Annotated in this window: 23 protein-coding genes; 10 read left to right on the forward strand and 13 right to left on the reverse strand. The window is 55.0% G+C overall.

Features of this window, described 5'->3' with window-relative positions; translation table 11 throughout:
* Positions 1-12: 12 nt before the first annotated feature.
* Both BLR09_RS19995 and BLR09_RS20000 read right to left on the reverse strand, forming a co-directional pair.
* Positions 13-1,557 carry a sodium:solute symporter family protein gene (locus BLR09_RS19995; protein ID WP_093207177.1) on the reverse strand — a complete coding sequence of 515 codons (1,545 nt, stop codon included), beginning with the start codon at positions 1,555-1,557 and terminating at the stop codon, positions 13-15.
* A 55-nt stretch (positions 1,558-1,612) separates the two neighbouring features.
* The gene (locus BLR09_RS20000; RefSeq protein WP_093207179.1) at positions 1,613-2,557 is read right to left on the reverse strand and encodes a dihydrodipicolinate synthase family protein; all 945 of its coding nucleotides are present in this window, start codon (positions 2,555-2,557) and stop codon (positions 1,613-1,615) included.
* A gap of 293 nt (positions 2,558-2,850) precedes the next feature.
* Between BLR09_RS20000 and BLR09_RS20005 the strand changes: the two genes are divergently transcribed.
* The 3 genes from BLR09_RS20005 (at position 2,851) to BLR09_RS20015 (ending at position 6,631) form a co-directional block, all read left to right on the forward strand.
* A complete protein-coding gene (locus tag BLR09_RS20005) occupies positions 2,851-4,236 on the forward strand; it encodes a purple acid phosphatase family protein (protein ID WP_093207552.1) in 1,386 nt (461 codons plus the stop codon).
* A 71-nt stretch (positions 4,237-4,307) separates the two neighbouring features.
* Positions 4,308-5,459, forward strand: a complete 1,152-nt coding sequence (locus tag BLR09_RS20010) for an acyltransferase family protein (protein ID WP_093207182.1) — start codon at positions 4,308-4,310, stop codon at positions 5,457-5,459.
* Positions 5,460-5,584: 125 nt separating this feature from the next.
* The gene (locus BLR09_RS20015) at positions 5,585-6,631 is read left to right on the forward strand and encodes an isoaspartyl peptidase/L-asparaginase family protein (protein WP_093207184.1); all 1,047 of its coding nucleotides are present in this window, start codon (positions 5,585-5,587) and stop codon (positions 6,629-6,631) included.
* A 59-nt stretch (positions 6,632-6,690) separates the two neighbouring features.
* Here BLR09_RS20015 and BLR09_RS20020 read toward each other — a convergent pair whose 3' ends face one another.
* The gene (locus BLR09_RS20020; protein WP_143011167.1) at positions 6,691-6,945 is read right to left on the reverse strand and encodes a hypothetical protein; all 255 of its coding nucleotides are present in this window, start codon (positions 6,943-6,945) and stop codon (positions 6,691-6,693) included.
* 84 nt (positions 6,946-7,029) lie between these two features.
* Here BLR09_RS20020 and BLR09_RS20025 point away from each other — a divergent pair, with 84 nt between their 5' ends.
* Positions 7,030-7,791: a helix-turn-helix transcriptional regulator gene (locus BLR09_RS20025; RefSeq protein ID WP_093207189.1), complete on the forward strand. Its 762-nt coding sequence runs from the start codon at positions 7,030-7,032 to the stop codon at positions 7,789-7,791.
* A 5-nt stretch (positions 7,792-7,796) separates the two neighbouring features.
* On the opposite strand, the gene BLR09_RS20030 is transcribed toward BLR09_RS20025, so the two are convergent.
* Positions 7,797-8,192, reverse strand: a complete 396-nt coding sequence (locus BLR09_RS20030) for a hypothetical protein (RefSeq protein WP_093207192.1) — start codon at positions 8,190-8,192, stop codon at positions 7,797-7,799.
* Between the two features lie 64 nt (positions 8,193-8,256).
* Between BLR09_RS20030 and BLR09_RS20035 the strand changes: the two genes are divergently transcribed.
* Positions 8,257-8,784: a hypothetical protein gene (locus BLR09_RS20035; protein WP_093207194.1), complete on the forward strand. Its 528-nt coding sequence runs from the start codon at positions 8,257-8,259 to the stop codon at positions 8,782-8,784.
* Positions 8,785-8,917: 133 nt separating this feature from the next.
* A complete protein-coding gene (gene aqpZ, locus BLR09_RS20040; protein ID WP_093207197.1) occupies positions 8,918-9,595 on the forward strand; it encodes an aquaporin Z in 678 nt (225 codons plus the stop codon).
* Positions 9,596-9,766: 171 nt separating this feature from the next.
* Here the strand turns inward: aqpZ and BLR09_RS20045 are convergent, their stop codons facing one another.
* Together BLR09_RS20045 and BLR09_RS20050 are read right to left on the reverse strand one after the other, a co-directional pair.
* A complete protein-coding gene (locus tag BLR09_RS20045; protein ID WP_093207199.1) occupies positions 9,767-11,389 on the reverse strand; it encodes an NADP-dependent glyceraldehyde-3-phosphate dehydrogenase in 1,623 nt (540 codons plus the stop codon).
* A 143-nt stretch (positions 11,390-11,532) separates the two neighbouring features.
* Complete coding sequence (locus tag BLR09_RS20050) at positions 11,533-11,835, reverse strand: DUF4286 family protein (protein WP_093207202.1); 303 nt, start codon at positions 11,833-11,835, stop codon at positions 11,533-11,535.
* Between the two features lie 190 nt (positions 11,836-12,025).
* Here BLR09_RS20050 and BLR09_RS20055 point away from each other — a divergent pair, with 190 nt between their 5' ends.
* On the forward strand, positions 12,026-13,336 hold the full coding sequence (locus BLR09_RS20055) for a cryptochrome/photolyase family protein (protein ID WP_093207204.1): 1,311 nt from the start codon (positions 12,026-12,028) through the stop codon (positions 13,334-13,336).
* On the opposite strand, the gene cdaA is transcribed toward BLR09_RS20055, so the two are convergent.
* The 4 genes from cdaA to BLR09_RS20075 all read right to left on the reverse strand — a co-directional run bounded on the left by cdaA (position 13,333) and on the right by BLR09_RS20075 (position 18,013).
* Positions 13,333-14,127 (reverse strand): diadenylate cyclase CdaA, encoded by a 795-nt coding sequence (gene cdaA, locus BLR09_RS20060; protein ID WP_093207207.1) that lies wholly within the window; start codon positions 14,125-14,127, stop codon positions 13,333-13,335. The genes BLR09_RS20055 and cdaA overlap by 4 nt on opposite strands.
* A 208-nt stretch (positions 14,128-14,335) precedes the next feature.
* The gene (scpA, locus tag BLR09_RS20065) at positions 14,336-16,372 is read right to left on the reverse strand and encodes a methylmalonyl-CoA mutase (RefSeq protein WP_093207209.1); all 2,037 of its coding nucleotides are present in this window, start codon (positions 16,370-16,372) and stop codon (positions 14,336-14,338) included.
* A 6-nt stretch (positions 16,373-16,378) separates the two neighbouring features.
* Complete coding sequence (locus BLR09_RS20070) at positions 16,379-16,852, reverse strand: hypothetical protein (RefSeq protein WP_093207212.1); 474 nt, start codon at positions 16,850-16,852, stop codon at positions 16,379-16,381.
* Between the two features lie 78 nt (positions 16,853-16,930).
* Positions 16,931-18,013: a methylmalonyl-CoA mutase family protein gene (locus tag BLR09_RS20075; RefSeq protein WP_093207215.1), complete on the reverse strand. Its 1,083-nt coding sequence runs from the start codon at positions 18,011-18,013 to the stop codon at positions 16,931-16,933.
* A gap of 219 nt (positions 18,014-18,232) precedes the next feature.
* Between BLR09_RS20075 and dnaA the strand changes: the two genes are divergently transcribed.
* Both dnaA and BLR09_RS20085 read left to right on the forward strand, forming a co-directional pair.
* A complete protein-coding gene (dnaA, locus tag BLR09_RS20080; RefSeq protein WP_093207217.1) occupies positions 18,233-19,672 on the forward strand; it encodes a chromosomal replication initiator protein DnaA in 1,440 nt (479 codons plus the stop codon).
* A gap of 19 nt (positions 19,673-19,691) precedes the next feature.
* On the forward strand, positions 19,692-20,636 hold the full coding sequence (locus BLR09_RS20085; protein ID WP_143011168.1) for a GNAT family N-acetyltransferase: 945 nt from the start codon (positions 19,692-19,694) through the stop codon (positions 20,634-20,636).
* A gap of 2 nt (positions 20,637-20,638) precedes the next feature.
* On the opposite strand, the gene BLR09_RS20090 is transcribed toward BLR09_RS20085, so the two are convergent.
* Together BLR09_RS20090 and BLR09_RS20095 are read right to left on the reverse strand one after the other, a co-directional pair.
* A complete protein-coding gene (locus tag BLR09_RS20090) occupies positions 20,639-21,457 on the reverse strand; it encodes a DUF3108 domain-containing protein (protein ID WP_245689965.1) in 819 nt (272 codons plus the stop codon).
* A gap of 80 nt (positions 21,458-21,537) precedes the next feature.
* On the reverse strand, positions 21,538-22,584 hold the full coding sequence (locus tag BLR09_RS20095) for an aminopeptidase (RefSeq protein WP_093207223.1): 1,047 nt from the start codon (positions 22,582-22,584) through the stop codon (positions 21,538-21,540).
* 218 nt (positions 22,585-22,802) lie between these two features.
* On the opposite strand from BLR09_RS20095, the gene recA reads away from it, so the two are divergent.
* Positions 22,803-23,873 carry a recombinase RecA gene (gene recA, locus BLR09_RS20100; protein ID WP_093207226.1) on the forward strand — a complete coding sequence of 357 codons (1,071 nt, stop codon included), beginning with the start codon at positions 22,803-22,805 and terminating at the stop codon, positions 23,871-23,873.
* 39 nt (positions 23,874-23,912) lie between these two features.
* On the opposite strand, the gene BLR09_RS20105 is transcribed toward recA, so the two are convergent.
* The gene (locus tag BLR09_RS20105; protein WP_093207228.1) at positions 23,913-24,653 is read right to left on the reverse strand and encodes an SDR family oxidoreductase; all 741 of its coding nucleotides are present in this window, start codon (positions 24,651-24,653) and stop codon (positions 23,913-23,915) included.
* Position 24,654: the final 1 nt, after the last annotated feature.

Below are 24,654 nucleotides of genomic sequence, written 5' to 3' on the forward strand. Positions count from 1 at the left end.
GAGAAATGACAATCACGCAGGAACCGGCTTGCGAAGCCGGGTGAGCAGTACGCCGACCAGGAAAATCGTGAGCGTACCAACCACCATGATCATATTGGGGTGGAAGGTACTCCGGACAAAATCTTCCGGGAGTTTCGGGGAAAACGTCATCCACAGGATCACCAGCAGTCCGATGAAGGTGGCAATGACGGCTTCGGCGCTGCGGGTTTGTTTCGAGACAATACCCAGCAGAAAGAGGCCGAGCATACCTCCCGCGAAGATGCCGGAAAGTGTCCACCAGACATCCAGCACGCTTTTCACCCCGATCATCGCGATACCGGTAGCCATGCCGAGGAGGCCGAAGGCCGTCGTCGCGATGTACAGCAGGCGCATCGGCCGGGCCGGTTTCGGATTGATGTAGCGTTGGTAAATGTCTACCGAAAATACCGTTGCCGACGCGTTCATCCCCGAGCTGATGGTACTCATCGCTGCGGAGAGAATGGCGGCCACGATCAGCCCCAGAAGCCCTTTCGGGACGTTGGTGACCATAAAATGCGGCATGACTTTGTCGCCATAGTCGGCCGGCGTCAGGCTGGCAGCGAGCTGCTTCACTGCTTCCGGAGTCCCTCCCGGAAGGCGTTCGGCGGCTACCTGCTGCCGGATGGTATCCAGCAACTCCGGATGCGCCTGGTAGTAGCCATACAGGCTGCTGCCGATGACAAAAAAGATGAGGGAAATCGGTACGTAGAGGTAAACGCAGAGCCAGATGGAACCCGCGGCTTCTTTTGTTGAACCGGTAGTATGGTAGCGCTGGACGTAGTTTTGATCCATGCCGAAGTTGTTCAGGTTCATGAAAAAACCATAGAGGAGAACAACCCAGAATGTAGATGTCGTGAAGTCAGGGGTAAAACTGCCCAGGCTGAATTTGTTGTCTGCCTCGCCGATTTCAACAATTTTCGAAACGCCGCCCGGCATGCCATCCACTACCAGCCAGAGAATAATGACCGCGCCGATGGTTTTGATGACGCCCTGCACAACTTCTGTCCAGATAACGGCTTCCATCCCGCCCATTACGGTATACAAAACAATGCAGATGCCGACGACGATCATGATGGTTTCCATCGGGTAGCCCGTCAGTGCCTGGAGGCTGAGCGCAATTCCGAAGAAAATAGAACCCATCCGGGCCAGTTGCGTCAGCAGAAAACAAACCACGGCATAGGTCCGCGCCCAGGGGCCGAAACGATGCTCAAGGTGGGTATAAGCCGATACTTCACCCGTACTCCGGTAAAAAGGAATGAAGTATTTCGACGCCAGAAAAGCCGCCAGGGGCATGGAAAGACTGAAAACGAAGGAGTTCCAGTTGGAGCCGAAGGCTTTTCCCGGAACGCCGAGAAAGGTATTGCTGCTCAGGAACGTCGCGTAAATCGACATGCCGATCGCCCAGCCGGGGATTTTACCGGAGGCGGTGGTGAACTGGCTCTCGTCCTGGTTTTTCCGGGAAAAGTAAACGCCGACAGCCACCATTCCGACCAGGTAAATCCCGATGATACTCAAGTCGATAAACGGAAGGGATTTCATAAAGGAGCAGAGGTAAAGTGAGAGAGGAGGGGACCGGTACGACCCCCTCCGGATATCAGAAGCGCAGCAGCGGGAAGCCGTAGAGCTCGCTCAGCAGTTGAAGCGAATCGGAAAGCGCATGGAGGCGCAGGTGATCGACGTTCGAAAGCGTTTCATGCGGAATCCGCGTGACAGCCTCGATTTTCATCCCCCGGCGCTGCAGGAACAGCTTGGCAGAGTAGGGATAGAAGGAGTGCGTGATGCGGTCCATCGCCGTCAGCACCGCGTGGAGGCGGTTGAGCGCTTCGGTCCGTCCATCTTCCTTATATGCCTTCAGAAGGTAGGTATACGGTTCGATGTAAAAGTTGCCCGAAATCGGCGAGATACCGCGTCCTCCGGAATCGAGGGAGTCGAGGGCCGTCGTCGTATCGGCGTTGTAAAACCCGAACGCCGAACCGGCAATCGCCTTGGCTTTTCGGTCAATAGCGCCCGAGTGGCAGGAGGTATCCTTGTGATAGACAAACCGGCCGCTGTCGGCCATCCACTTCATCAGGTCCGGGCTGAGCAGGCGCTTGTAGGGCACGGGGCATTCGTAAACGCCCAGCGGAATATCCCCGGTCTGCTGCATGAGGTATTCGAGGCGGCTTTTGAGAATGGCCTCGTTTTCATCAGGCTCCACCAGCATGCTGGTAATGAGGATGACCGCCTGCACGCCGGTGTCGTAAATCCGCTTGATGAAATCGGCGTTTTTGGATTGATCCCGGGTGAAGGTACCCGTGGCGACTACGGGTACCTGTCCTGCCGAGAACTCCAGCACTTTTTGGGTGAGGAGTATGCGTTCGTCGTCCGTGAGCTGAAACATCTCGCTCGAAAGACAGTTGGCAAACAGTCCGTTGGAGCCGCCGTCGATGTAATAGCGGGTGATTTTTTCCAGGCCTCCCAGGTCCAGCTGATAGCTGCTTGTAAAGGGCGTAATCATAACCGGCCAGAGGCCTTCGGGAAGCGCGTTGTGTTGTGACATTACCGTAATTCCTTTCTAAACAATCGTTTCATAATACCATCCCTGCGGGCGAGTGGACTACTAGCCTTCCAAAATATCCTCGAAAAGTGGCCTCTTTCCCCAAAAGAAGAGTATTGAAAACGAGACCCCTATCCCGTACTGTGACGGACAATCCGGGCCGGGGTATCCGCTCTTTCTTCAGCCGCCGAATCGATTTCCATAGGCCGGATGTAAAAAATGAAACAACCCTTCCGGCAGAAGGTATCTGTTTTCCGGAGATCCGGTATATACCTTCCCTGTTAATCACCAAACCCATGAAAACCTCTTTTCTCTTGCTGGCAGCAGCGTTCACATCGGTCTGCGTCACCGCGCAGGTGCACAAGGAATATCCCGCCGGCGTATTTCCCGACCGGGTAGTGCTGGGCTGGAAGGACAACAAGGCTGCTACTACTCAGTCGGTTAGCTGGCGGACGGATACGACCGTGGTAACCGGCATCGGCATGATCACGGAAGCCAACCCGACGCCGGACCTCGCAGCAACGTCCCTTTCGGTTAACGCCCAAACCGAAAAGGTCATCCTCGAAGGCCGGGGCGCACACTCACATACCGTTCATTTTTCCGGCCTCAAACCCGGAACGCTTTATAGCTACCGCGTCGGCGACGGCAGCCACTGGAGCGAATGGTTTCAGTTCCGTACCGCTCAGGAAAGTCCCGCGCCGTTCTCTTTTCTGTATTTCGGAGACGCGCAGATTGAAATCCGGTCGCTCTGGTCCCGTACCATCCGCGGCGCGTATAGTACCATGCCGAAAGCGGATCTCCTCATTCATGCCGGAGACCTGATTACGACGGCCAATGCCGACTGGCAATGGGGCGAGTGGTTTGAAGCCTCCGGCTGGATCAATGGCGTCATTCCGGTGCTGGCAACGCCCGGCAACCACGAGTACTTCAAAGGTGAAAACGGCAAGCGGCGGATTACCCCGCACTGGCGGCCGTCGTTCGCACTGCCCGAAAACGGCCCGGCCGGCATGGAAGAGCGGGCGTATTTCCTGGACTACCAGGGCGTAAGGTTTATTTCGCTGGATTCGGAAGGCGCCTTGCAGGACAAGGAAGTCATGGCGAAGCAATCTGCCTGGCTGGAAGGCGTGCTGAAAAATAACCCGTCGAAATGGACAATTGTCGTGCAGCACCACCCGGTCTATTCCACTAAAAATGGCCGGGACAACGAAGACTGGCGGGCCGAAATGGAGCCGATTTTCAAGAAATACAAAGTCGACCTCGTCCTCCAGGGGCACGACCATACCTATGCGCGGGGCATCAATATGCCGGTGGGTATGAGCCGGAAAAACCCGGACGGCCCGGTATATGTGGTTTCTGTCAGCGGTGGAAAAATGTATGACATCGGCTTGCAGGACTGGATGGACCGCGCCGCCAGCAACACGCAGCTTTACCAGACAGTCGAGATCGACGGGCAGAACCTGTCGTACCAATCCTATACCGTCACCGGTCAGCTATACGACTCGTTCCGGCTTACGAAAAGTACTTCCGGGAAAAATACCCTCACGGATCTGGCGCCGAAACTGATGCCGGAGCTGCTCGATCTCCCGCCGGACTACCAGCGCCGCTACAAACCCGAGCAGAAGGAAGAGTATCAAAACCGTTTCGAAGCCTATAAAAAGCGCAAGGCATCCCGAAAAAAATAGCCTCAATATGGATTAAAGGGCATTTTTGACCATCTTTACGAACTACCAAAACGCTCTCCCCCCAAACCCGTATGTCTGTAGCCACTGCTTCTGCTGAACCCGGCGTAGCGCAACCTCTACCTGTCAAACGACTACTTTCACTCGATACCCTCCGCGGGTTCGACATGTTCTGGATCATGGGGGCGGAAGACGTCTTCCACGTCATCGCCAAAATGACCGGCTGGGGCTGGGCCCTCTTTCTGGCCGATCAGTTTACCCATCCCGAATGGAACGGATTCCGGGCATATGACCTGATTTTCCCGCTGTTCATTTTCATGGCAGGTGTATCGACGCCGTTTTCCCTCGGCAGTCGCCTCGAAAAAGGAGATGCAAAGGCTGCACTGGCGAAGAAAGTAGTCACCCGCGGCGTCGTGCTGGTGATCCTCGGTATCATCTACAACAACGGATTGTTTGAAAAACCCTGGCATGAGCTTCGGTTCGGGAGTGTACTCGGGCGTATCGGTCTGGCCGGGATGTTTGCCCAGCTGATTTACCTCTACGCAGGAGACAAAGGGCGCTACTATGCCTTTTTCGGCATTTTGCTGGGCTACTGGGCGTTGCTGACGCTCGTTCCGGTGCCGGGGTGCGGCGCAGGTGTGCTGACGATGGAGTGCAGCCTGCCCGGCTATATCGACCGGCTGCTGATGCCCGGACACCTCTACAAAACCGTCCACGATCCGGAAGGTCTCCTCTCCACCCTGCCCGCCATCTGCAACGCCCTGCTCGGTATCTATGCCGGTACGCTGTTGCGGAAAGACGGCCGGTCGGTCAGCCAGGAGAAGAAAACGACCCGGCTGCTGGTACTCGGCGCCGCATTTGTGGCCGCCGGATGGCTCTGGGATTTTGTCTTCCCGATCAATAAAAACCTCTGGACGAGCTCGTTTATGCTCGTAACGGGCGGCCTCAGCCTGTTATTGCTGGCGGTGTTTTACTGGATCATTGACGTAAAAGGATATCACAAATGGACGTTCTTTTTCACCGTTATCGGGATGAACTCCATTCTGATTTACCTCGCCGGCGAGTTCATCGATTTTGAGTACGCGGCGAAGTTTTTCTTCGGAGGATTGGTTGGATTCCTCTCCCAGGAATGGCTGAAGGCGGCGCTGCTGATGACCGGCGTGCTGGCCGTCAAGTGGGCGTTCCTTTATTTTATGTACAAGAAAAAGACATTTTTACGGGTGTAGAAAGTACTTCTGTTTTCCCGGAAAAGGCAGGCTTCGTCACGGAGTCTGCCTTTTTTTGTCGACGGGCGGTCGGGGAGCCCCCGATCGTTTCGTAACTTGATCCGAATCTTCTTCTCGTACACTTCATGAAAAAATGGCTACTGCTGCTGGCCGGTCTTGCCGCCGCGCCTGCCTTCGGGCAATCGGATATTACCCTGGTGATTCACGGCGGCGCCGGGACCATCACCCGGAAAAACATGACGCCTGAAAAGGAAAAAGCCTATCGCGCGGCGCTCGAACAGGCCCTGAAAGCCGGGTACGCAGTCCTGCAAAAAGGCGGCGCCAGCCTGGATGCCGTGGAAGAGGCTATTCATGTCATGGAAGATTCCCCGCTGTTCAATGCCGGCAAAGGCGCCGTGTTTACCCACGAAGGGAAAAACGAACTGGACGCCGCCATGATGGATGGAAAGACCGGAAAAGCCGGAGCCGTAGCGGGTGTGACGACGATCCGAAACCCCATTTCAGCCGCCCGGGCCGTCATGGAAAAATCCCAGCACGTCATGCTGATCGGCAAAGGGGCCGAAGTATTCGCGAAAGAAAAAGGCCTTGAAATCGTCGATCCGGGTTATTTCTACACCGAAAGCCGCTGGAATGCGCTTCAAAAAGCCATTGAGCAGGAAAAGGTAGAGCTCGATCATTCGGAAGAAAAACCGAAAAAGCCGGATATGAAGAAAGCCGGCAGCCGTGCCGATGACCTGATCTTTACAGAAGGAAAGAAGTTCGGTACGGTAGGCTGCGTCGCGCTGGACCGCAACGGCAACCTCGCCGCCGGTACTTCCACGGGAGGTATGACCAACAAGCGTTATGGCCGGGTAGGTGACGCTCCCATCATCGGCGCCGGTACCTATGCCGACAATGCTACCTGCGCGGTATCGGCGACAGGCCACGGCGAGTACTTTATTCGCTCGGTCGTGGCCTATGACATCGCCGCACTGATGAAGTACAAGGGGCTGTCCGTTGCTGACGCAGCGAAGGAAGTAGTCCTGAAAAAACTCGTCGAAAAAGGCGGAGAAGGCGGCGTCATCGCCCTCGATGCGAAAGGGAATCTGGCGATGCCCTTCAACTCCGAGGGGATGTACCGCGGGTACGTGAAGTCGGATGGAAAAATCGTGGTTGAGATCTATAAGGACTAAAAGCCCTGCTGATTTCAATCGGAAATGTATCAATAACCGGAAATACGTTTCCGGGTGGCTCAGGAATGGGCCGCCCGGCGGTTTTCCATTTCTTTCTGAAGTTCTTTCAACGATTTCAGCAACGGCATCCAGGTCGGCGCGCTGATGATGGAAAGAAGAATGAAGACCGTATAATTTCCTTTTTGCACCGCCTGATAACCAAGGATGCTGAGCAGCACGACCCAGACACCACCGATGCCCAGAAGCTTGCTGATAACGGATTTTTTGAGGCGCTGTAACTCGTCGTCGGTTAAGGCGGCTGGCGCTGGCTTCATGCTTCTTTTTTTGCCAAAGTTCCGAAAGGACAGCTTTCCGGCCATTACACAAAAGTGTAGTTTCCGTGTTTCACCTCTGTGCTTATGAAGAAGATTCCGCCCACTACCCTGCTGACGAAAAACCAGGTCGGACCTGTGACGGAAGAAGACCAGCGCCAGTGTGACAACTACCTGGAAGCGGTGAAGTCATTTGCCCGCCTGACCCATACCAGTCTCTATATCATTGATTATGAGAAAATGGGGTTCGAGTATGTTTCGGAAAATCCGCTGTTTCTATGCGGGCATTCCGCGGAACAGGTACAGGCCTGGGGCTATGAGTTCTATTTCAGACAGGTACCGGAAGAAGACCTGAAACTGCTGGAAATGATCAACGAACTGGGGTTTGACTTCTTCGAAACACTCACAGTCGAAGAAAAAAAGGAGATCCACATTACCTATGATTTTCACCTGGTGAATGAAGCGGGAAAAGCGGTACTGATCAACCACAAACTAACCCCCTTGTTTTTAACCGGGGAAGGCAGGTTGTGGAAAGCCATGTGCCTGGTGTCGCTTTCTCCGCATCAGCAGGCCGGTAATATCTCCATTCAAAGGCAGGGTTCGGACGATGTCTGGCAGCTGGATACCGTTGCCAGGGTATGGCGGCGGGTTCCCAAACCCAAACTGGCGGACCGGGCGCTGGAAGTACTGCGGCTGTATTCCCAGGGGCTGACCATCAACCAGATCGCAGACCGCCTGTGCCTTTCAGCGGATACGGTGAAGTATTACCGGCGCCAGATTTTCGAGAGCTTTGGCGTGGGGAATATGGTGGAAGCGCTTTCGTATGCCGTCCACAACCGGCTCTTGTAAAAGGATTACCCGCGTACGGCCTTTTTCGACAGAAGAAGCAATACCAGACCGATTGTTCCGAAGACCACATGCAGGATATTCAGGGTCCGGAGCATCACGACCTGCGTCAGTATCCAGATCACAAGAATAGCACCCTGAAAAGCCACAAAGCGCGGGGCGTTCGCATGCTTTTTCAGCAACAGCCACAACGTCGCCACGCTGAAGCAGCCATTAAACACAAAGAGCAGCATCCCCGGAATCAGAAAATCCCGAAAAGGCGAGTAGCGGAGCATACCGGTATCCATGCCGAGTGCGTGGCCGTCGGGATGCACCATGAAACTGTATCCCGCCGGAAGCGCACCGAGTCCGTTGATAGCCAGCAAGGCGCAGACCACCGGGTAAATCGGGCGGTTTCGTCCCATATTTTGGGTTTTTGACAAAGGTCATCGCATACATGCAGGCAGGAAACGACTTTTATCAGCTACCATGAAAAAATACCTGCTCACCTGTCTGCTGCTCACGGTTCCGGTTATGATCTGGAATATAGGAATGACCGGTTACCTGCCGCCGGCGTTCCAGCCTGAGGTATTCGGCAGGGGTATCCCCGCCTGGATTGTATACGGCGAGCAGCTGTTCCGGACGCTGTTTTTTGTCTTTGCTTTTTTGATGCCCATTGCCGGCTCCCGGACGGGATGGTACCTCTATGGCGTTGGTCTGGGGTTGTACCTGCTCAGTTGGTTGCTCCTCATCCTGTTGCCGTATAGCGGGTGGAGTACCAGCCTTCCCGGTTTTCTCGCTCCGGCGCTTACGCCTGGACTCTGGATGACGGGCATACTTCGCCTGGGCGGCCGCTTTTCGTTCGGATTACCTATCCGGCGTTGGGCGGTATGCGTGACAATTGGGCTGTTTCTATTCTTTCATATTGCCCATACTGTGCTGGTTTACAGGAGACTATATGCTCCCGGCCAGCCGCCCGCCGATCCGAAAACCCGGGTTGACGCAAAGGCTCAGTAACGCCCCGGCTCAAGGCGCTATAGCTTCCTTTCAGAGCCTGTTTGCTGTCGTTGAGCGAAAAATACTATAGCTATCCCTCCGCAGATGCGAATATTGCCCTATGTATTACCAATAGAAACAGTATCCTATCTGCATGAAAAAGAACATAGCTGAATTTCTTGGCACTTTCTGGCTCGTTTTGGGCGGATGCGGCAGTGCCGTACTCGCCGCGGCATTTCCCGATGTCGGAATCGGATTGGCGGGTGTATCGCTTGCCTTCGGTCTGACGGTTTTAACGATTGCCTACTCGCTCGGCCCCATCTCCGGCGCTCACTTAAATCCCGCGGTGACGATCGGTTTGTGGGTGGGCGGAAGAACAGCGACCCGGGATCTGGTTCCATACATCATTTCACAGGTTCTCGGCGCTATTGCTGCCGCGGCTGTGCTCTCGGTTATTGCTACCGGCAACGGCAGCCAGCTCGGCGATTTCGCCGCCAACGGATACGGAGAGCACTCTCCCGGCGGGTACAGCCTGACCGCCGCACTGGTTACCGAGTTCGTGATGACGTTCTTCTTTCTGCTGGTGATTCTCGGTTCAACGGATGAAAAGGCGCCGGCCGGTTTTGCAGGAATCGCGATCGGGCTTGCACTGACGCTTATCCACCTGATCAGCATTCCGGTGACGAATACGTCGGTCAACCCGGCCAGAAGTATCAGCCAGGCCATATTCGCAGGTGGCTGGGCGCTTTCTCAGCTTTGGGTATTTATCGCCGCACCGGTTGCCGGCGCCATTGCCGGCGGCCTTGTTTACAAATACCTGCGTTCGGAGTAAACAAGTCATCGCAAACTTGCGGATATCGGTTTTGCCACCAGGCCTGCCTTCAAAGGGCAGGCCTTTTTTATGGCGTATGGATAAAATCAGCCGGGGAAAAGAATAGCCCGGAAAACAAAAATCCCCGGCATCGAAACACCGGGGATAGGGGCAAAAACCTGAAACCGGAGACTACAGGATGTACCGCGTCGAGAGAAAATTCGACTCGTTATCCCGCAGGATTTCATTGACAATTGCCTTGTTTTCAGCCGTTTCTTTGGTGGCGACGATCGTCCGGATGGAGAACGAACGCAGCGCATCATTGACCGACAGTGTTCCTTCTGCCGAGTCTTTGCGACCGGTGAAGGGGAATACGTCGGGCCCGCGCTGGCACTGGGCATTGATGTTTACCCGGGATACCTGGTTGACGAGCTGGTCGACCAGGTGTGCGATTTCCGACGGATCGCTGCCGAAAATACTGACCTGCTGGCCGTGCTGGGAGTCGATCAGGTATTGGATCGGTTGTTCGACGTCGTCGAAAACCGCCACCGGAATCACGGGGCCAAACTGCTCTTCCCGGTAAATCTTCATTCCGTCTTTCACCGGATACAGAAGCGCGGGGTATACGAAAGATTTATGATTTTCCCCACCATTCGGGTTGATGACGGAGGCGCCCTTGAGCTTGGCGTCTTCGATGCATTCAACGAGGTAGGCCGGTTTGTTCGGCTCCGGCAGGGGCGTGATGTTGACGCCTTTTTCCCAGGGCATTCCGAGTTTGAGCTTGCCGATGGCGTCGCTGAACTTGCCCAGGAATTCCTCGGCGCGATTTTTATGCACCCAGAGAATTTTGAGCGCGGTACACCGCTGGCCGTTGAACGAGAGCGACCCGAGAACGGATTCTTTCACGGCCAGGTCGAGGTCGGAGTTTTCGAGAATAATCCCCGCATTTTTCGCATCGAGACCGAGGATGGCGCGCAGCCGGTTGGTTTTCGGGTGAAGTTTCTTGAGATCGGAAGCGACGCGGCTGGAGCCGATGAGGCTGAGTACATCAATCTTTCCGGATTGCATCAGGCTCGGTACTACCGTGTTTCCGCGGCCGTAAAGCGTATTGACCACGCCCGCCGGGAAGCTGTCGCGGAATGCTTCGAGCAGCGGGTAGTGCAGCAGCGTGCCGTGCTTGGGAGGTTTGAAAAGCACCACGTTTCCCATCAGAATCGCGGGGATGAGCATGGTATAGGTTTCGTTGAGGGGGTAGTTGAACGGCCCCATACAAAGTACCACGCCCAGCGGAGACCGGCGTACCTGGCCGATGATTCCTTCCTGGAGGCTGAATTTGGAACTTTCGCGATCGATCCGCTTGAGTTCATCCATTGTATCGTGGATGTACTGGACGGTCCGGTCAAATTCCTTTTCAGAATCGGCTTGTGATTTACCGATTTCCCACATCAGTAACTTCACGACTTCCGCCCGCTTCTGCACCATTTTCTCGGTAAACGTAGCCATGCAGGCGAGGCGATCGGCTACTGACATTGTCGGCCATTCGCCACGCCCGTTGTCATAGGCTTTGACCGCTGCGTAGAGGGCTTCCATGGCATTGGCGGCGTCGACAACCGGGTAGCTGCCGATCCGGATTTGCTCCAGTCCGTTTTTCGTACGGTGGTAAATCGGCGAGTAAACATCCTGGGTGGCGCCGTTCCAGGACTTCATGGCGCCACCAATGAGGTATTCGCGTTGTTCTACGGGTTCGGAAAGCAGGAATTCCGAAGGAATCTGCTCCGCGTCGGGAAAAAGAGACTCAAGTTGTAAGGTACTCATCGTGCTCAATTATTGGAGTGAAAGGTTACTCAGCGAAACGGGGTAGGAGACCGGCCTGTTGGAAATAGACGTTTCCGGAGCCGACGTACCCGATAGCAATAGTAGAATTTTCAATCGGTGTTGATGAAGTACCGCAATGGGAATCAGACCTCCTGAAGCAGGGTCCGGAAGGAAAATACGCGATCTTTGTAGCGTCTTTCTACCTCCGCTGCCAGGCGCTCGGCATAGTCATTCTGGAAGGTCTGGTAGTCTTCCATATCGGCAAAAAAGAACTGAAACGAGTAGGTAACTCCGCCGTTGTCGATCTCAGTAAGCAGCTTGAAAATACGGTTGCCGATGGGAAGATTCGTGGCAAGTACCTGCGGGACATAGGTTTCCTTCATCCACGTCAGCCATTCGTCGTGGGAGTTGTGCTCGATGCTATAGGTTATGTTATGAAGGAACATGTGCAAAATATGTAGTAAGTGCCGGACGAATATCGCAGGAATCTCAGGAAGGATGCAAACCTCCCTGTACTTTCCTGCCGACACCGTGCTAACAGGGCCGCGCCCGGGATTGGTTCCCATCCGGGCGGGTATCAGCCGCGCCAAAACAATTTGAACCTGCGGCCGGTTGAGGGAGAACGATTGATCGGTTATGTCTGAAAAAATTGCCGTTTGCTGGTTCCGGAGAGACCTCCGCCTGCACGACCAGGCCGCCCTTTACTATGCGTTGAAAAGCGGGTACCGGGTGCTGCCGCTGTTTATTTTCGACCGGGAAATACTGGACAAGCTGTCAGATCCACGGGATCTGCGCGTCACCTTTATCCACCGGGAAATACGCCGGCTGCGGGAAGAACTGGCTTCCCTGGGATCGTCCATCCGGGTCGAATACGGTGCGCCGGTGGACGTGTGGAAAAAGCTGCTGCATGAATACGACATCGCCGAAGTATACACCAATCACGACTACGAGCCCGCTGCCGTTGACCGGGATGACGCCGTCGGTAAGTTCCTCAACGCCAACCGGAAAGCGTTTTATACCTTCAAGGATCAATGCATTTTTGAAAAGAAGGAAGTATTGAGCCAGTCCGGAACGCCCTATACGGTGTTCACACCGTACAGCCGGGCGTGGAAAGCAACGCTGACGGATTTTTATACCCGTTCCTATCCCACCGAAACCTATTTCGATGCCTTTTTTCAGACGCCCCCTTTACCCCTGATTTCCCTGGAAGAAATGGGTTTTGAGGATACGCCGGCATTTGCCTTTCCGGAAAGAAGCTGGTCTTCCGAACGCATCAGGCACTATGCCGAAACACGGGATTTCCCCGGAATGGAGGGCACTACGCGCCTGTCCGTACACCTGCGCTTCGGAACGATTTCCATTCGGGACCTCGTCCGGGACGCCCTTGCCTACAACGCAACCTATCTTAATGAACTGATCTGGCGGGATTTCTATTTTCAGATCCTTCATCACTTTCCGCACGTCGGAAAAGGGCTGTCCTTCCGGCCGGAATACGACCGCATCCGCTGGCGGAATAAGGAAGCTGAATTTGAAGCCTGGTGTGACGGACGGACGGGTTACCCCCTCGTCGACGCCGGCATGCGCGAACTGAACGCTACCGGCTACATGCACAACCGCGTCCGGATGGTGACGGCGAGTTTCCTGGCCAAGCACCTCCTGGTCGACTGGCGCTGGGGAGAAGCGTACTTCGCGAAAAAGCTGCTGGATTATGATCTGGCTGCCAACAACGGCGGTTGGCAATGGGCGGCGGGCAGCGGTTGTGACGCCGCTCCGTACTTCCGGGTATTCAACCCGGCATTACAGGCTCAGAAGTTTGACCCGCACCGGCGCTACATCCGGAAGTGGGTACCGGAAGCCGATGCGTTCGGGTATCCGCCGCCGGTTGTCGAGCACGCCTTCGCGCGTGAGCGCGCTATCCAAACCTACCAGGCCGCGCTGAAAGCCTAGCGCTCGCTGAGGTATTCTACTAACTTTTCCTGGAGATCGTGTACGGGCAAGTGCCGGTGTATGCCACCTTCGGTAACGAGGGTAACCTCACCGCGTTCTTCCGAAACCACGACAATCGCCGCGTCCGAATGCTCCGACAGGCCGATAGCTGCCCGGTGGCGAAAGCCGAGAATTGGAGAAATTTCGGGGTTTTCAGAGACCGGAAGCATGCACCGCGCGGCCTTGATCTTTCCGTCGGAAATGATCACCGCACCATCGTGCAGTGGGCCGTTTTTCTGAAAAATAGCGAGAAGAAGAGCTTTTGAAAGGTGGGCGTCCAGGGAATCGCCTGATTCGATGTATCGTTTGAGGGAATCTTCTTTCTTGATGACCATCAGGGCGCCTGTGCGGCTGGCGGCGAGTTTCTTGGTGGCGTCGATCACCGGCTGAAGCTCCCAGGTAGTCTGCCGTTCCGATTTCTGACTGAAAATCCGGTGTAGTATCGGATACTGCTGGAGGTTGGTGGACCGTCCCACAAAAAACAGAAAACGCCTGATCTCCGGCTGGAAGATAATCACCAGCGCCAGCACGCCTATTTCCATGAACTGCCCGAGTATGGTAGACAGCAGTTCCATCTTCAACGCCCGCACGATCAGGTAGAATCCGTACACCAGCAGGTAGCCCAGAAATACCCGGCTGGCAATACTTCCCCGTATCAGAAAATAAACCTGATACAGCAGGAAGGCAACCAGGAGCACATCCAGTACATCCAGAAAATCAATATCTAAAAACCCAAGATTGAAGAGCAGCATTCGGACCGTGAGAAACGAAAAATGGAATTCTGAGCTTCCAAATAAAGTACTCGGAAAACCCAAAAATAAGAGTTTCGGCCATATTTTATATTAAAAAACGGCAGAAAATAGGTGTTTCATTTCAAAAGCAACCCGTGTCTCAGCAGAATAGTTTCCGCCGGATGCGTACTTTTTGCAGAAGATTTTACGGAATAACGGGGATCTGACCTCAACTGTCGAGCAGGGTCCTGAGTATCTGCTGGGCAGCGATGGAAATCACCGTTCCGGGGCCGAAGATACCCTTGACGCCGGCCTCCTCGAGGAAGGCATAGTCCTGCGGCGGGATGACGCCTCCCGCAACGACCTGAATATCCGGCCGGCCGAGCCGGTTAAGCTCAGCGATCAGTTCGGGTATGAGCGTCTTATGCCCGGCGGCGAGAGACGACGCGCCAATGACGTGTACGTCGTTTTCGACGGCTTGCATCGCCACTTCGGCGGGTGTCTGGAACAAAGGTCCCACATCTACGTCGAACCCGAGATCGGCGAAGCTCGTGGCGATGATCTTGGCGCCGCGGTCGTGCCCGTCCTGCCCCATTTTTGCGACCAGAATACGGGGCCGGCGCCCTTCGGCGCGGGCAAATTCGTCGGCGAGCTGCCGCGCCAGCCGGAAATTTTCGTCGTCGCTCACTTCTGCTGCATATATACCGGAAATGGTCCGGATGAGTGCTTTATGTCGCCCGAAGACCTGCTCCAGGGCCGAGGAGATTTCCCCGAGCGTCGCCCGGACACGGGCGGCGTCAATTGCGGCTTCGAGCAGATTGCCGGAACCGGCGGCTGCGGCAGCAAGCCGCGCCAGAGCGGCCTCTACCTGCTGCTGGTTTCGGGAAGCCCGTACCTGGCGGAGCCGCTCCAATTGCTGCTCGCGGACGGCCTGGTTGTCGACTTCGAGAAGTGGAATATCTGCCTTCTCATCCGTTTTGAAGCGGTTTACGCCCACGATGATGTCCTTGCCGGCATCGATGCGCGCCTGTTTCCGGGCGGCAGCTTCTTCGATGCGGAGCTTGGGAAGACCGGTTTCAATCGCCCGGGACATGCCGCCGAGGGCTTCTACTTCTTCAATCTGCTTCCAGGCTTTTTCAACGAGTTCCTGCGTCAGGTTTTCGACGTATTCACTTCCGCCCCAGGGATCTACTGCGCGGGTAATATCCGTTTCCTTTTGAAGAAAAAGCTGCGTATTGCGGGCAATGCGCGCCGAGAAATCGGTCGGGAGAGCCAACGCCTCATCCAGGGAATTGGTGTGGAGCGACTGCGTCCCGCCAAATACCGCTGCCATTGCTTCAACGAGCGTCCGGGTGACGTTGTTGAACGGGTCCTGTTCCGTCAGCGAGTAGCCGGACGTCTGGCAATGTGTACGCAGCGCCATTGACTTCGGGTTTTTCGGGCCGAAGGTCTGAATAATGCGCGCCCAAAGGAGCCGCCCTGCCCGCATTTTGGCGATCTCGGTGAACAGATCCATCCCGATTCCCCAGAAAAAGGAAAGCCGGGGAGCAAAATCGTCGATAGCCAGGCCGGCTTTGACGCCCGTCCGGACATATTCCCAGCCGTCGGCCAGGGTAAAGGCCAGTTCCAGCGCAGCCGGCGCACCGGCCTCGTGCATGTGGTATCCGGAAATGGAGATGGAATTGAACCGCGGCATATGCCTGCTCGTGTACCCGAAAATGTCGGCGATGATGCGCATCGACGGCTCCGGCGGGTAGATGTAGGTATTCCGGACCATGAACTCTTTCAGGATATCATTTTGAATAGTACCTGAAAGCTGCTCCGGCCGTACGCCCTGCTCTTCTGCCGCCACGATGTAAAAGGCAAGAATGGGAATGACCGCCCCGTTCATCGTCATCGAAACCGACATGGTATCGAGCGGAATCTGGTCGAAGAGGATTTTCATGTCTTCAACACTGTCGATGGCGACGCCGGCCTTACCAACATCTCCGGTCACCCGCGGATGATCCGAATCATATCCGCGGTGAGTAGCCAGGTCGAAGGCTACCGATAATCCCTTCTGTCCGGCAGCCAGATTACGACGGTAAAAAGCATTTGATTCTTCCGCTGTGGAAAAACCTGCGTATTGCCGTATAGTCCACGGTTGGCGAACGTACATAGTTGCGTACGGACCACGTAGAAAAGGAGGTAGTCCCGCATCCCAGGCGGGGCCGGAAGCGGGTTGCCCGGTTGACAGGGTATGGATATGCCGGAAATCAGGTAGCATTCGGAATTATCGGAGAAGGCCGTCTTGCTGCAATTTACGGAAAATCGCCCGGGCGGGTATTTTTTCCGTCTGAGAAGCGATCCGGGCTTTCCAGATGGGCAGGGCATCCGGAAGGGATTGCAGCTCCAGCTGGAAGGTGTATCCGGTACCGTGTCCGGCGGTATAGGCATAGTCCCGCGCAGCAAAAGGTATCCGGGTGATAATCAGCGTCGCCTGTGCCTGGCAGGCTTCGTTTTGTTTGCGGACAAATTCGGGAAGGTCTTCAAACGACAATGTCGGGTGGTAGGAGACCGTGCAGAGGGTGTAGCCTTCGGGGCATTCTTTCAGCAGTTGCCGGGATTCCCGGACTTCGTCTTGCGGGCGTTCGAGTACAACCAGCATTTTCCGGAACGAAGGCAGTTGCCCCGAGCGGGTATTGGACTGAATCTGTACGCAGGAAGTGAGGCCAAGCAGGATAAGGGCGAATAGGGAACGGAGCATGCTTATGGGGTTTGGACGACCCAAACTAAAGTCTCCGGCGAAATTCTCCTAACAGGCACCGGCATTTTTAAGGATATCCTAATCGCCGCCCGCCAGACCGGACAAAAAATATTCCCAGGCATTCCGGGCTATTTCCCACGTGAGTTTTTCGAGAAACCAGCTGCCGGCAGCCGGGTCGGCTACGCGTCCGAGGTGGCTTTCTTCCCGCAGCAGATTCGAAATATTGGTTCCGATGCGTCTCGAAAAAACATCTTCGGACTGAAGTACGGATAGTGCGTCCAGCCCCCCGATAATCCCTGCGACCGATTCCGAACCGGCCCGGAGAAGGTCATCGAAAGATTCGCTGCCGGCAGCAGGAACAGGAGCCGCCGGTACTCCGTGGATAAACAACCGCTCCGAAACCCCATAGCCGTCAGCTACCAGCGAGGTTAAGTAGCGGAGGGCGCGGATTGTCGCGATTTCCAGGTAAAAAGAAGGACTTAGATCAATCGCTATTTCCGTTTTTCGGAAGAGTAGTCCGGCGTCCAGCCCGGCGTCAGTGAGGCGATCGAGCCACCGCACAAAATCCAGGAGGAAGGTGCCAAGCCGTTCCACCGGCGACGCGTGGGTTTCCAGCCGGAAGCGAAACGTCCGGAAACCGGGAGAGCCGGCGGTTTTGTGAAGAAGACCTGCCTCGTAACCGGACAGGTCTCCCGCAGGCAGACTGCCGAAACCACCTTTCCACTGAAATGAAAAAAGGCGACCGAGGGCATCCGCCAATTCCAGGTAGTCGGCCGCACCGGAAAAATAGAGCGGCGTATCGGAGGGTTTCAGTCCCTGCAACAGGCGTGTCAGTTGCACGGGCCGGCTGGGCAGCACAAATTCAAGCGCCGTTGCGCCTTCCTGAAGGGCCGCCAGGGCTGCCAGCCGCGCGTCTTCTTCGGTTGAAACGGGGATCAGTGCCCGGTATTCCCAACCTGTAGCGTTTCGTTGAGCCGCCCGAATCGCTGCCGCCGGAACGGCCTGCGCGTCTTCCGCGGTGTAGTACGGCGCCAGGTGCAGGAAGGGGTCAGGCTGCCAGGTCAGGTCGGCGTCCTGCCCTTTCAGCTCCCGTTGTACCTGGGCTTCCCACGCTGCGCGGGTAGTAGGTGGAAAAGAACCGAAAGCGGAAAAAGAGTCCATATTAACAGATGATTACGGGAGACAGGCCTATCGGGAGAAAACAGAATCGGTGAATGACTCGCCCTTCCGATTTACCGGGAAAATCCCTAATTTGTCCGGAACGTGTCCGAAAAATAATAACCTTAATTTTTTTTGGTGAATTTACCGGAAGACTATTCCGAGGCAGACACGAATATTTATCTTTGCCTCCCCTTATGAAAAATCCAGCCTGAAATAGCCTTGCAGACTGTCGTCAGAGATGCCAAATCCGTTTGGCAGGAATGTTTACGGATCATACGTGAGTACGTGCCCGACCAGAGCTATAAGACCTGGTTCGAGCCGATTGTGCCCGCGCGTCTGGTCGGTGCTACCCTGACGATCCAGGTACCGAGCGAGTTTTTCTACGAATGGCTGGAAGAAAATTACGTGCATATTCTGCGCCGGGCTATTGATCATGCGATCGGCCGGCAGGGTATGCTGGAGTACTCGGTGATTGTGGACAGGGGCGATGATAAAAAGCCGCCCATGGGCTATACAGTACCCAACCAGCGTCCTGCTCCCCAGGCGCCGGCCCCTCCGGCGAAGCGCCCTTCCGAGCCGGAACAGCTCCGGAACCCGTTTGAATTGCCCGATCTGGATGGACTCGAACTGACGTCCTACCTCAACCCGATCTATACCTTCGAAAACTACGTCGAGGGAGATTGCAACCGCCTCGCCCGCTCGGCCGGGCAGGCTGTGGCCTCGAAACCGGGTGTGACGTCGTTCAACCCCCTGCTGATTTACGGCGGCGTCGGTTTGGGCAAGACTCACCTTGCTCAGGCCATCGGAAACCAGATCAAGGCCTTCAATTCCGGTAAGTTTGTGCTGTTTGTTTCGACGGAAAAATTCATGAACCAGTTCGTGATGGCCGTCCGGAACAACTCGATCCAGAACTTTACCAATTTCTACCTGCAGGTCGACGTACTCATCCTTGACGACGTTCAGTTCCTCGCCGGAAAAGAGCGGACGCAGGAGACATTCTTCCATATTTTCAACCACCTGCACCAGACCGGCAAGCAGATTATCATGACGTCCGACCGTCCCCCGAAAGACCTTCAGGGATTGCAGGACCGTCTGTTGTCGCGGTTTAAGTGGGGCCTTTCGGCGGATCTTCAGACGCCTGATCTGGAGACGCGGATCGCTATTATCCTGAAAAAACTTCACGGCGACGGTGTCGACATCGATTACGAAGTAGTCGAATACCTCGCTCACTCCATCGATACCAACGTACGCGAGCTGGAAGGCGTGATCGTTTCCCTGATCGCGCAGGCTACCCTGCTGCGCCGGGAGATCGACATGAACCTGGCCCGCCAGGTCCTCCGGAACATCGTACAGGATTCGGAGCGGGAAGTCACCATCGAAACCATTATGGAGACGATCTCGCAGCATTTCCGCGTTTCGCTTCAGGATATGAAGGGCAAGAGCCGCAAGAAGGAAATTGTTTTCCCGCGGCAGGTGGCGATGTTTTTTGCCAAAGATTACACCGATCTCTCCCTCAAGTCGATCGGATACCATTTTGGAGGCCGCGATCACTCGACGGTTATCCACGCCATTCAGACCATCTCCGAACTGAAAGAGCACAACAAGGACGTGCGGAATCAGTTGCTGGATCTTCAGAAGAATTTCGGGAAGAAGAACTGAGCCTTGTTCCCGGGCAATTATGTTTCGTTTATTGCGTCGTTCCCGACTTGACACCCGCGCTTACGATGCCTGTGTGGAAGCTTCTCCGCACGGAACCATCTATGGTTTGTCGTGGTGGCTCGATATTGTTTCGCCCGATTGGGATTGCCTTGTCTGGGTTGAAAACGGGGAATATGCGGCTGTTTTACCCCTCCCGGTACGGCAGAAGTACGGCATTCGCTTCGTTCATCAGCCCCTGTTTTGTCAGTTCCTGAGCGTGTACGGGCGTGTGAACGACGAGCGGGCGGCGTCCTTTCTCCCGGAATTACTGCGCCGTTACCGTTTTGTGGCCAGTTTATCGCTGGAGTATCCCCCCGCTCCCGTGTCCTGGCCGTATGGAAGGCTCACGCCGTTTGCGACGCATCTGATCCCGCTCGAACAATCCATCGATACCATCCGCGCCGGGTACAACCGCGACCGGAAAATGAACCTCCAGCGGGCAGGGAAACAGGGTTGGGAGCGCGTTATCGGAACGGAAATAGCCACGCTGGGCTCTTTTTTCAAAGAAAATCACGAAGCCGGAATCGAAGGCGGTGCGGATCAGCAGGCTTATGCACTGCTGGAAATACTGTTTACAGAAACTGAAAAGCGAGGCCTCTCTGCGCTTTGGTACGCCGAGCGGGAAGGTATGAAAGAAGCGGGCGGCTGGTTTGTTACCTGGAAAGGGCGGACACTCTATCTCTTCAATGCCGCCACGCCCACCGGGCGAAAAGGCAATGCCCGCACCTTTCTGATTGACCTGTTTTTGCAGGAGCACGCCGGAACATCCGGGTATTTTGACTTTGAAAGCGCGCCGGTGGAAGCTATTTCCGGCTTTTACGCCAGTTTTGGAGGAGATCGGGCTCCATACTACGAAATACGGGCCAACCGCCTTCCCCGCTGGATCAACGGGTTATGGAAATGGAAGCAGCGCCTCAGCCGCTAAGGCTATTGCCAGTGAAATTCCTCTTTCAGGTTTTTGTAGGACCGGAGATCCATGGCCACGGCACCGACCATGAGATCAAACTCCACCTTGACCGGTACCTTGTTGACATCGTCTGAAACCCAGATACGAATCGCGTCTTTTCCGTCAAACAGCTCATTCTTCGGCATTTGCGGAATAATTCGGTGGGTATTCAGCTTCCCGAATTTGGTCTTGATGGTCTCTCTGCCGACATATTTGACGCGCAGGTCGTAGAATTCGTTGTCATAAAAAGCTTTCACCGTCACGACCTGTCCTTCTTTCATCGAGCCGAAATCAATCGTCCGGAGGAAGAAGTACCCGCTGATGACATCATGAAGCTTGTCGGGCGCCTTGAACTCCTTGTATTCCTCCGGTGAATTCTTGCCTTTGGTAGCCGAGACTACCTTATCTCCGCCCTGGTCGAACGAAATGCGTTGCTCCTTGAAGTAGCGGCCTTCCTGCTGTTTCATGTAAAACTCGGAAGGCATCAGCGTCTGGGTATCGATGTATGACTGCCAGCTATCCCGGACGCGCGTTACGAGGTCGAATGCGCCGGTGGTACGACCAACGGCCGTCACCCGGTAGCAGGTCTTACCCTTGACCCGGTGGAATTTGTCGCTGACATCGACGATGGCCTCGGCCGCGTTGAGAAAACCGTAGTGGACACGGTATTCGAGGTGTTCGCCGGTTGAAAAGCTAACGGGTTGATTATCAGCCTCGGAAGGCTGCTGGAAGGAAAGCATGCCCGGTAGGAGGACCGCCAACGCCCATTTCATGTATATGCCGGTTGTGAACTTCTTCATGGAACTAGTTTCAGGGAAGGTTTTCGGGCAGTGCAACGATAAGCGTTTTCGGGAGTTGTACCAACAGGATGGTGATGGATTTAGTCCCGCAGCCCGGAATATTTTGATCGGAGATAGACGAAATACCGCCGGAAATCTCCGTGAAAGCGATTCTTGAATTCCGTTTCAAATTCGTTACGCCGGGCGTTGTAGGTCGAAAATCCGATAAAAAAGGCATTGTTCGGACGTTCGTCGTCGTCCCATTGCCGGCGCCGTACCTGATCGAGGTCCCGATAAAGTGTATCGGTCGTCCGCAGTATCTGTCCGATAAGCTGTTGTTTCCGAAATTCCTTGTCTTTTACAGGTAACGACGGACCGAAGCCCCGGTACAGGCTGTCGAGCAGGTCTTTCCCGCGGTTGAAATGCCGGATATAGCGTTCGCGGAAGATTTTTCCCTGCTCATAGCGGCGGTACTCGGGAGAATGTATGCCAAAACGATGTGCCAGGAACCGTTCGGCGCCGTAGTCGCCCACGAAATTGGCCAGGTTTTCATTGAATTCATGCTGATCCTTGACAAAGAGTGTCGCATGGGTCATTTCGTGCATCAGCATGTTGGCCATGCGGCCTTCCGGGAGCTGGAGCATCCCGGAAAGGATCGGGTCGCGGAAGTAGCCGAGCATACTATAGGCAGAGACGGGTCCGACTTCCGTATCATAACCCTTTGTCTGCCAGACTTTTTCTTCCGCATTGGCACGATCTTTGTCGAAGAAACCCTTGTAGGCAAAGGAACCGATAACAGGGAAGGAAAAATCCACACCCCGGAGCGCATACTTCTCGGCGACGGTCAGTACGTAGCAGATCGGTTTGCCGTGCTGGTCGTAGTAGGTTTGGTAGTTTGGGGTATTACTGAGACCGATGGAATCGATGGCGAAGCGGCGTATGTCTTCTATGAGGCGGAGTTTGGCTTTGATGGAATCGGGAACGGAGGTGTCGGCGAGTACATCTTCGACCGGGCGTGCATCGAGAATAACCCGGGCTCCGCCCGATAATTGCATCCATCCGTAGGTAACCCAATCCCATTGCCAAATGGCCAGAATGCCGGCGGAGACGACAAAAAAGAGGAATACTTTCGCAAGAAATCGTTTCATGGCATCAAAGATCGGCTACCGGCCGTAACTTTAACGTAACAAGTCTGCCGGACTGTATTTTTTAAGTGTAAGTACAGATTGAATGGTAGTTTTACCTGTTGCCGCTTCCTCAATTTTTGGAAATTCCGGTAAGATTTTTTGGTGTTTGGTTGGGAATTTCGCCCGGAAGCCACTACTTTTAGGACAAAATATTCACTCAATAGCTCGTTTTTTGATACATGGCACAGCAAAACGGCACGGATGCCAGCCAAAAGTTAAAGGCTCTGCAGACGACCATTGAAAAATTGGATAAGGCCTACGGCAAGGGGACGGTCATGCGATTGTCGGACGCGAAAGTGCTGGACGTTCCGGTTATTTCGACCGGCTCGCTCGGCCTCGACCTGGCATTAGGCATCGGAGGGGTACCCAGGGGCCGTGTTGTCGAGATCTATGGACCTGAATCATCCGGTAAAACGACCATCGCCATGCACTGCATCGCGGAGGCGCAGAAGAAGGGCGGCCTGGCTGCCTTTATTGATGCGGAACACGCCTTTGACCGGACGTACGCTGAAAAACTTGGTATCGATACCGGTAACCTCCTGATCGCCCAGCCCGACAACGGGGAGCAGGCACTTGAGATTGCCGAACACCTCATTTCGTCCGGAGCCATTGACATTATTGTTATTGACTCTGTTGCAGCTCTCGTTCCGAAAGCGGAAATCGAAGGAGACATGGGCGATTCGAAGGTAGGTCTCCAGGCCCGCCTCATGTCCCAGGCACTCCGGAAGATGACCGGGGTGATCAACAAGACCTCCTGCTGCTGTATTTTCATCAACCAGCTGCGGGAAAAGATCGGCGTCATGTTCGGTAACCCCGAAACGACGACGGGCGGTAATGCACTGAAGTTCTACGCTTCCGTCCGCCTCGATATCCGTCGCGCCGGTCAGATCAAGGAAGGACCCGACAGCATCACCGGGAACCGTACCCGTGTGAAAGTCGTGAAAAACAAACTGGCCCCTCCGTTCAAGGTTGTTGAATTCGACATCATGTACGGAGAAGGCATTTCGAAAGTAGGCGAAGTACTGGACCTGGCCGTTGAACTTGACATCGTTAAGAAATCCGGTTCCTGGTTCAGCTACGACAGCAACCGCCTCGGTCAGGGACGCGACGCCGTCAAAGACCTGCTCAAGGACAATCCGGAACTGCTCGACGAACTCGAAGCCAAAATCAAAGAGAAAGTACGGGGAGATGAATCAGCGCTGGTCGATACGCTCGAACCGAACGTACTCGACGACGGAAAAGAAGATTAAGCCTTTCAAAGCCCTGCCTAATGAGGCGGGGCTTTTTGTTTATTCGAGGTAGATCATTTTTCGGGTCAGGCCGCCGTCGACCGTAAAGTTCTGACCCGTCAGGAAGGAGTTTTCCGGATTCAGCAGGAACAGGACCATCCGCGCGATGTCTTCCGGTGTGCCGACACGCCCCGCCGGATGCTGGCTGTGATCTTCCGGCCGGAGTACTTCCGGCTTTCGATGCGAAGCTTTCTGATACGGTGAAACATCAATCCACCCGGGCGATATCGCGTTGACCCGGATATCCGGGCCGAGACTGACCGCCAGTGAGTGTGTCAATGCCCAGACACCGCCTTTCGAAGCTGTATAGGGAAACGTATCCGGCTCCGACTGGAAGGCCCGCGTCGAGCAGAGGTTGATAATGACCCCCTTTGTTTGCCGGAGATAGGGCTCTGCATGTTTGGCACAGAGAAAAGGCCCCGTCAGGTTAACGGCAAGTACCCGGTTCCACTCCTCCAGCGAAATTTCCGAAAGAGATTTCCGGACACCGATACCGGCGTTGTTTACGAGCGCGTCTATCTGCCCGAAGCGGGCAATCGTCGCGGCGAGCGCATCCGCGACTTCGTTTTCCCGACTGACATCGCAGGAAAGGAACAGCGCGTCACTTTCCCGTCTGGCTTCCGCCAGGGCTTCTTCGTCTGTATCCCAGGCCGAAACAGCAAATCCTTCTTTCCGGAGGCATTGGGTCAGTACCAGCCCGATTCCCTGCGCGCCTCCCGTCACAATAACGACACGCGTCATA

The sequence above is a fragment of the Siphonobacter aquaeclarae genome, assembly GCF_900103285.1.
GTDB classification, from domain to species: domain Bacteria; phylum Bacteroidota; class Bacteroidia; order Cytophagales; family Spirosomataceae; genus Siphonobacter; species Siphonobacter aquaeclarae.

What these genes read in the sequence shown, in the direction of transcription:
- BLR09_RS20015 (WP_093207184.1), top strand. Translation starts at nt 5,585, where the DNA reads ATGAAAAAATGGCTACTGCTGCTGGCCGGTCTTGCCGCCGCGCCTGCC.
- recA (WP_093207226.1), top strand. Translation starts at nt 22,803, where the DNA reads ATGGCACAGCAAAACGGCACGGATGCCAGCCAAAAGTTAAAGGCTCTG.
- BLR09_RS20025 (WP_093207189.1), top strand. Translation starts at nt 7,030, where the DNA reads ATGAAGAAGATTCCGCCCACTACCCTGCTGACGAAAAACCAGGTCGGA.
- BLR09_RS20000 (WP_093207179.1), bottom strand. Translation starts at nt 2,557, where the DNA reads ATGTCACAACACAACGCGCTTCCCGAAGGCCTCTGGCCGGTTATGATT.
- scpA (WP_093207209.1), bottom strand. Translation starts at nt 16,372, where the DNA reads ATGCTACCTGATTTCCGGCATATCCATACCCTGTCAACCGGGCAACCC.
- BLR09_RS20050 (WP_093207202.1), bottom strand. Translation starts at nt 11,835, where the DNA reads ATGTTCCTTCATAACATAACCTATAGCATCGAGCACAACTCCCACGAC.
- BLR09_RS20035 (WP_093207194.1), top strand. Translation starts at nt 8,257, where the DNA reads ATGAAAAAATACCTGCTCACCTGTCTGCTGCTCACGGTTCCGGTTATG.
- BLR09_RS20070 (WP_093207212.1), bottom strand. Translation starts at nt 16,852, where the DNA reads ATGCTCCGTTCCCTATTCGCCCTTATCCTGCTTGGCCTCACTTCCTGC.
- BLR09_RS20075 (WP_093207215.1), bottom strand. Translation starts at nt 18,013, where the DNA reads ATGGACTCTTTTTCCGCTTTCGGTTCTTTTCCACCTACTACCCGCGCA.
- BLR09_RS20020 (WP_143011167.1), bottom strand. Translation starts at nt 6,945, where the DNA reads ATGAAGCCAGCGCCAGCCGCCTTAACCGACGACGAGTTACAGCGCCTC.
- BLR09_RS20010 (WP_093207182.1), top strand. Translation starts at nt 4,308, where the DNA reads ATGTCTGTAGCCACTGCTTCTGCTGAACCCGGCGTAGCGCAACCTCTA.
- BLR09_RS20030 (WP_093207192.1), bottom strand. Translation starts at nt 8,192, where the DNA reads ATGGGACGAAACCGCCCGATTTACCCGGTGGTCTGCGCCTTGCTGGCT.
- BLR09_RS20095 (WP_093207223.1), bottom strand. Translation starts at nt 22,584, where the DNA reads ATGAAACGATTTCTTGCGAAAGTATTCCTCTTTTTTGTCGTCTCCGCC.
- aqpZ (WP_093207197.1), top strand. Translation starts at nt 8,918, where the DNA reads ATGAAAAAGAACATAGCTGAATTTCTTGGCACTTTCTGGCTCGTTTTG.
- BLR09_RS20005 (WP_093207552.1), top strand. Translation starts at nt 2,851, where the DNA reads ATGAAAACCTCTTTTCTCTTGCTGGCAGCAGCGTTCACATCGGTCTGC.
- BLR09_RS20090 (WP_245689965.1), bottom strand. Translation starts at nt 21,457, where the DNA reads ATGAAGAAGTTCACAACCGGCATATACATGAAATGGGCGTTGGCGGTC.
- BLR09_RS20085 (WP_143011168.1), top strand. Translation starts at nt 19,692, where the DNA reads ATGTTTCGTTTATTGCGTCGTTCCCGACTTGACACCCGCGCTTACGAT.
- BLR09_RS20105 (WP_093207228.1), bottom strand. Translation starts at nt 24,653, where the DNA reads ATGACGCGTGTCGTTATTGTGACGGGAGGCGCGCAGGGAATCGGGCTG.
- BLR09_RS20045 (WP_093207199.1), bottom strand. Translation starts at nt 11,389, where the DNA reads ATGAGTACCTTACAACTTGAGTCTCTTTTTCCCGACGCGGAGCAGATT.
- BLR09_RS20055 (WP_093207204.1), top strand. Translation starts at nt 12,026, where the DNA reads ATGTCTGAAAAAATTGCCGTTTGCTGGTTCCGGAGAGACCTCCGCCTG.
- BLR09_RS19995 (WP_093207177.1), bottom strand. Translation starts at nt 1,557, where the DNA reads ATGAAATCCCTTCCGTTTATCGACTTGAGTATCATCGGGATTTACCTG.
- cdaA (WP_093207207.1), bottom strand. Translation starts at nt 14,127, where the DNA reads ATGCTGCTCTTCAATCTTGGGTTTTTAGATATTGATTTTCTGGATGTA.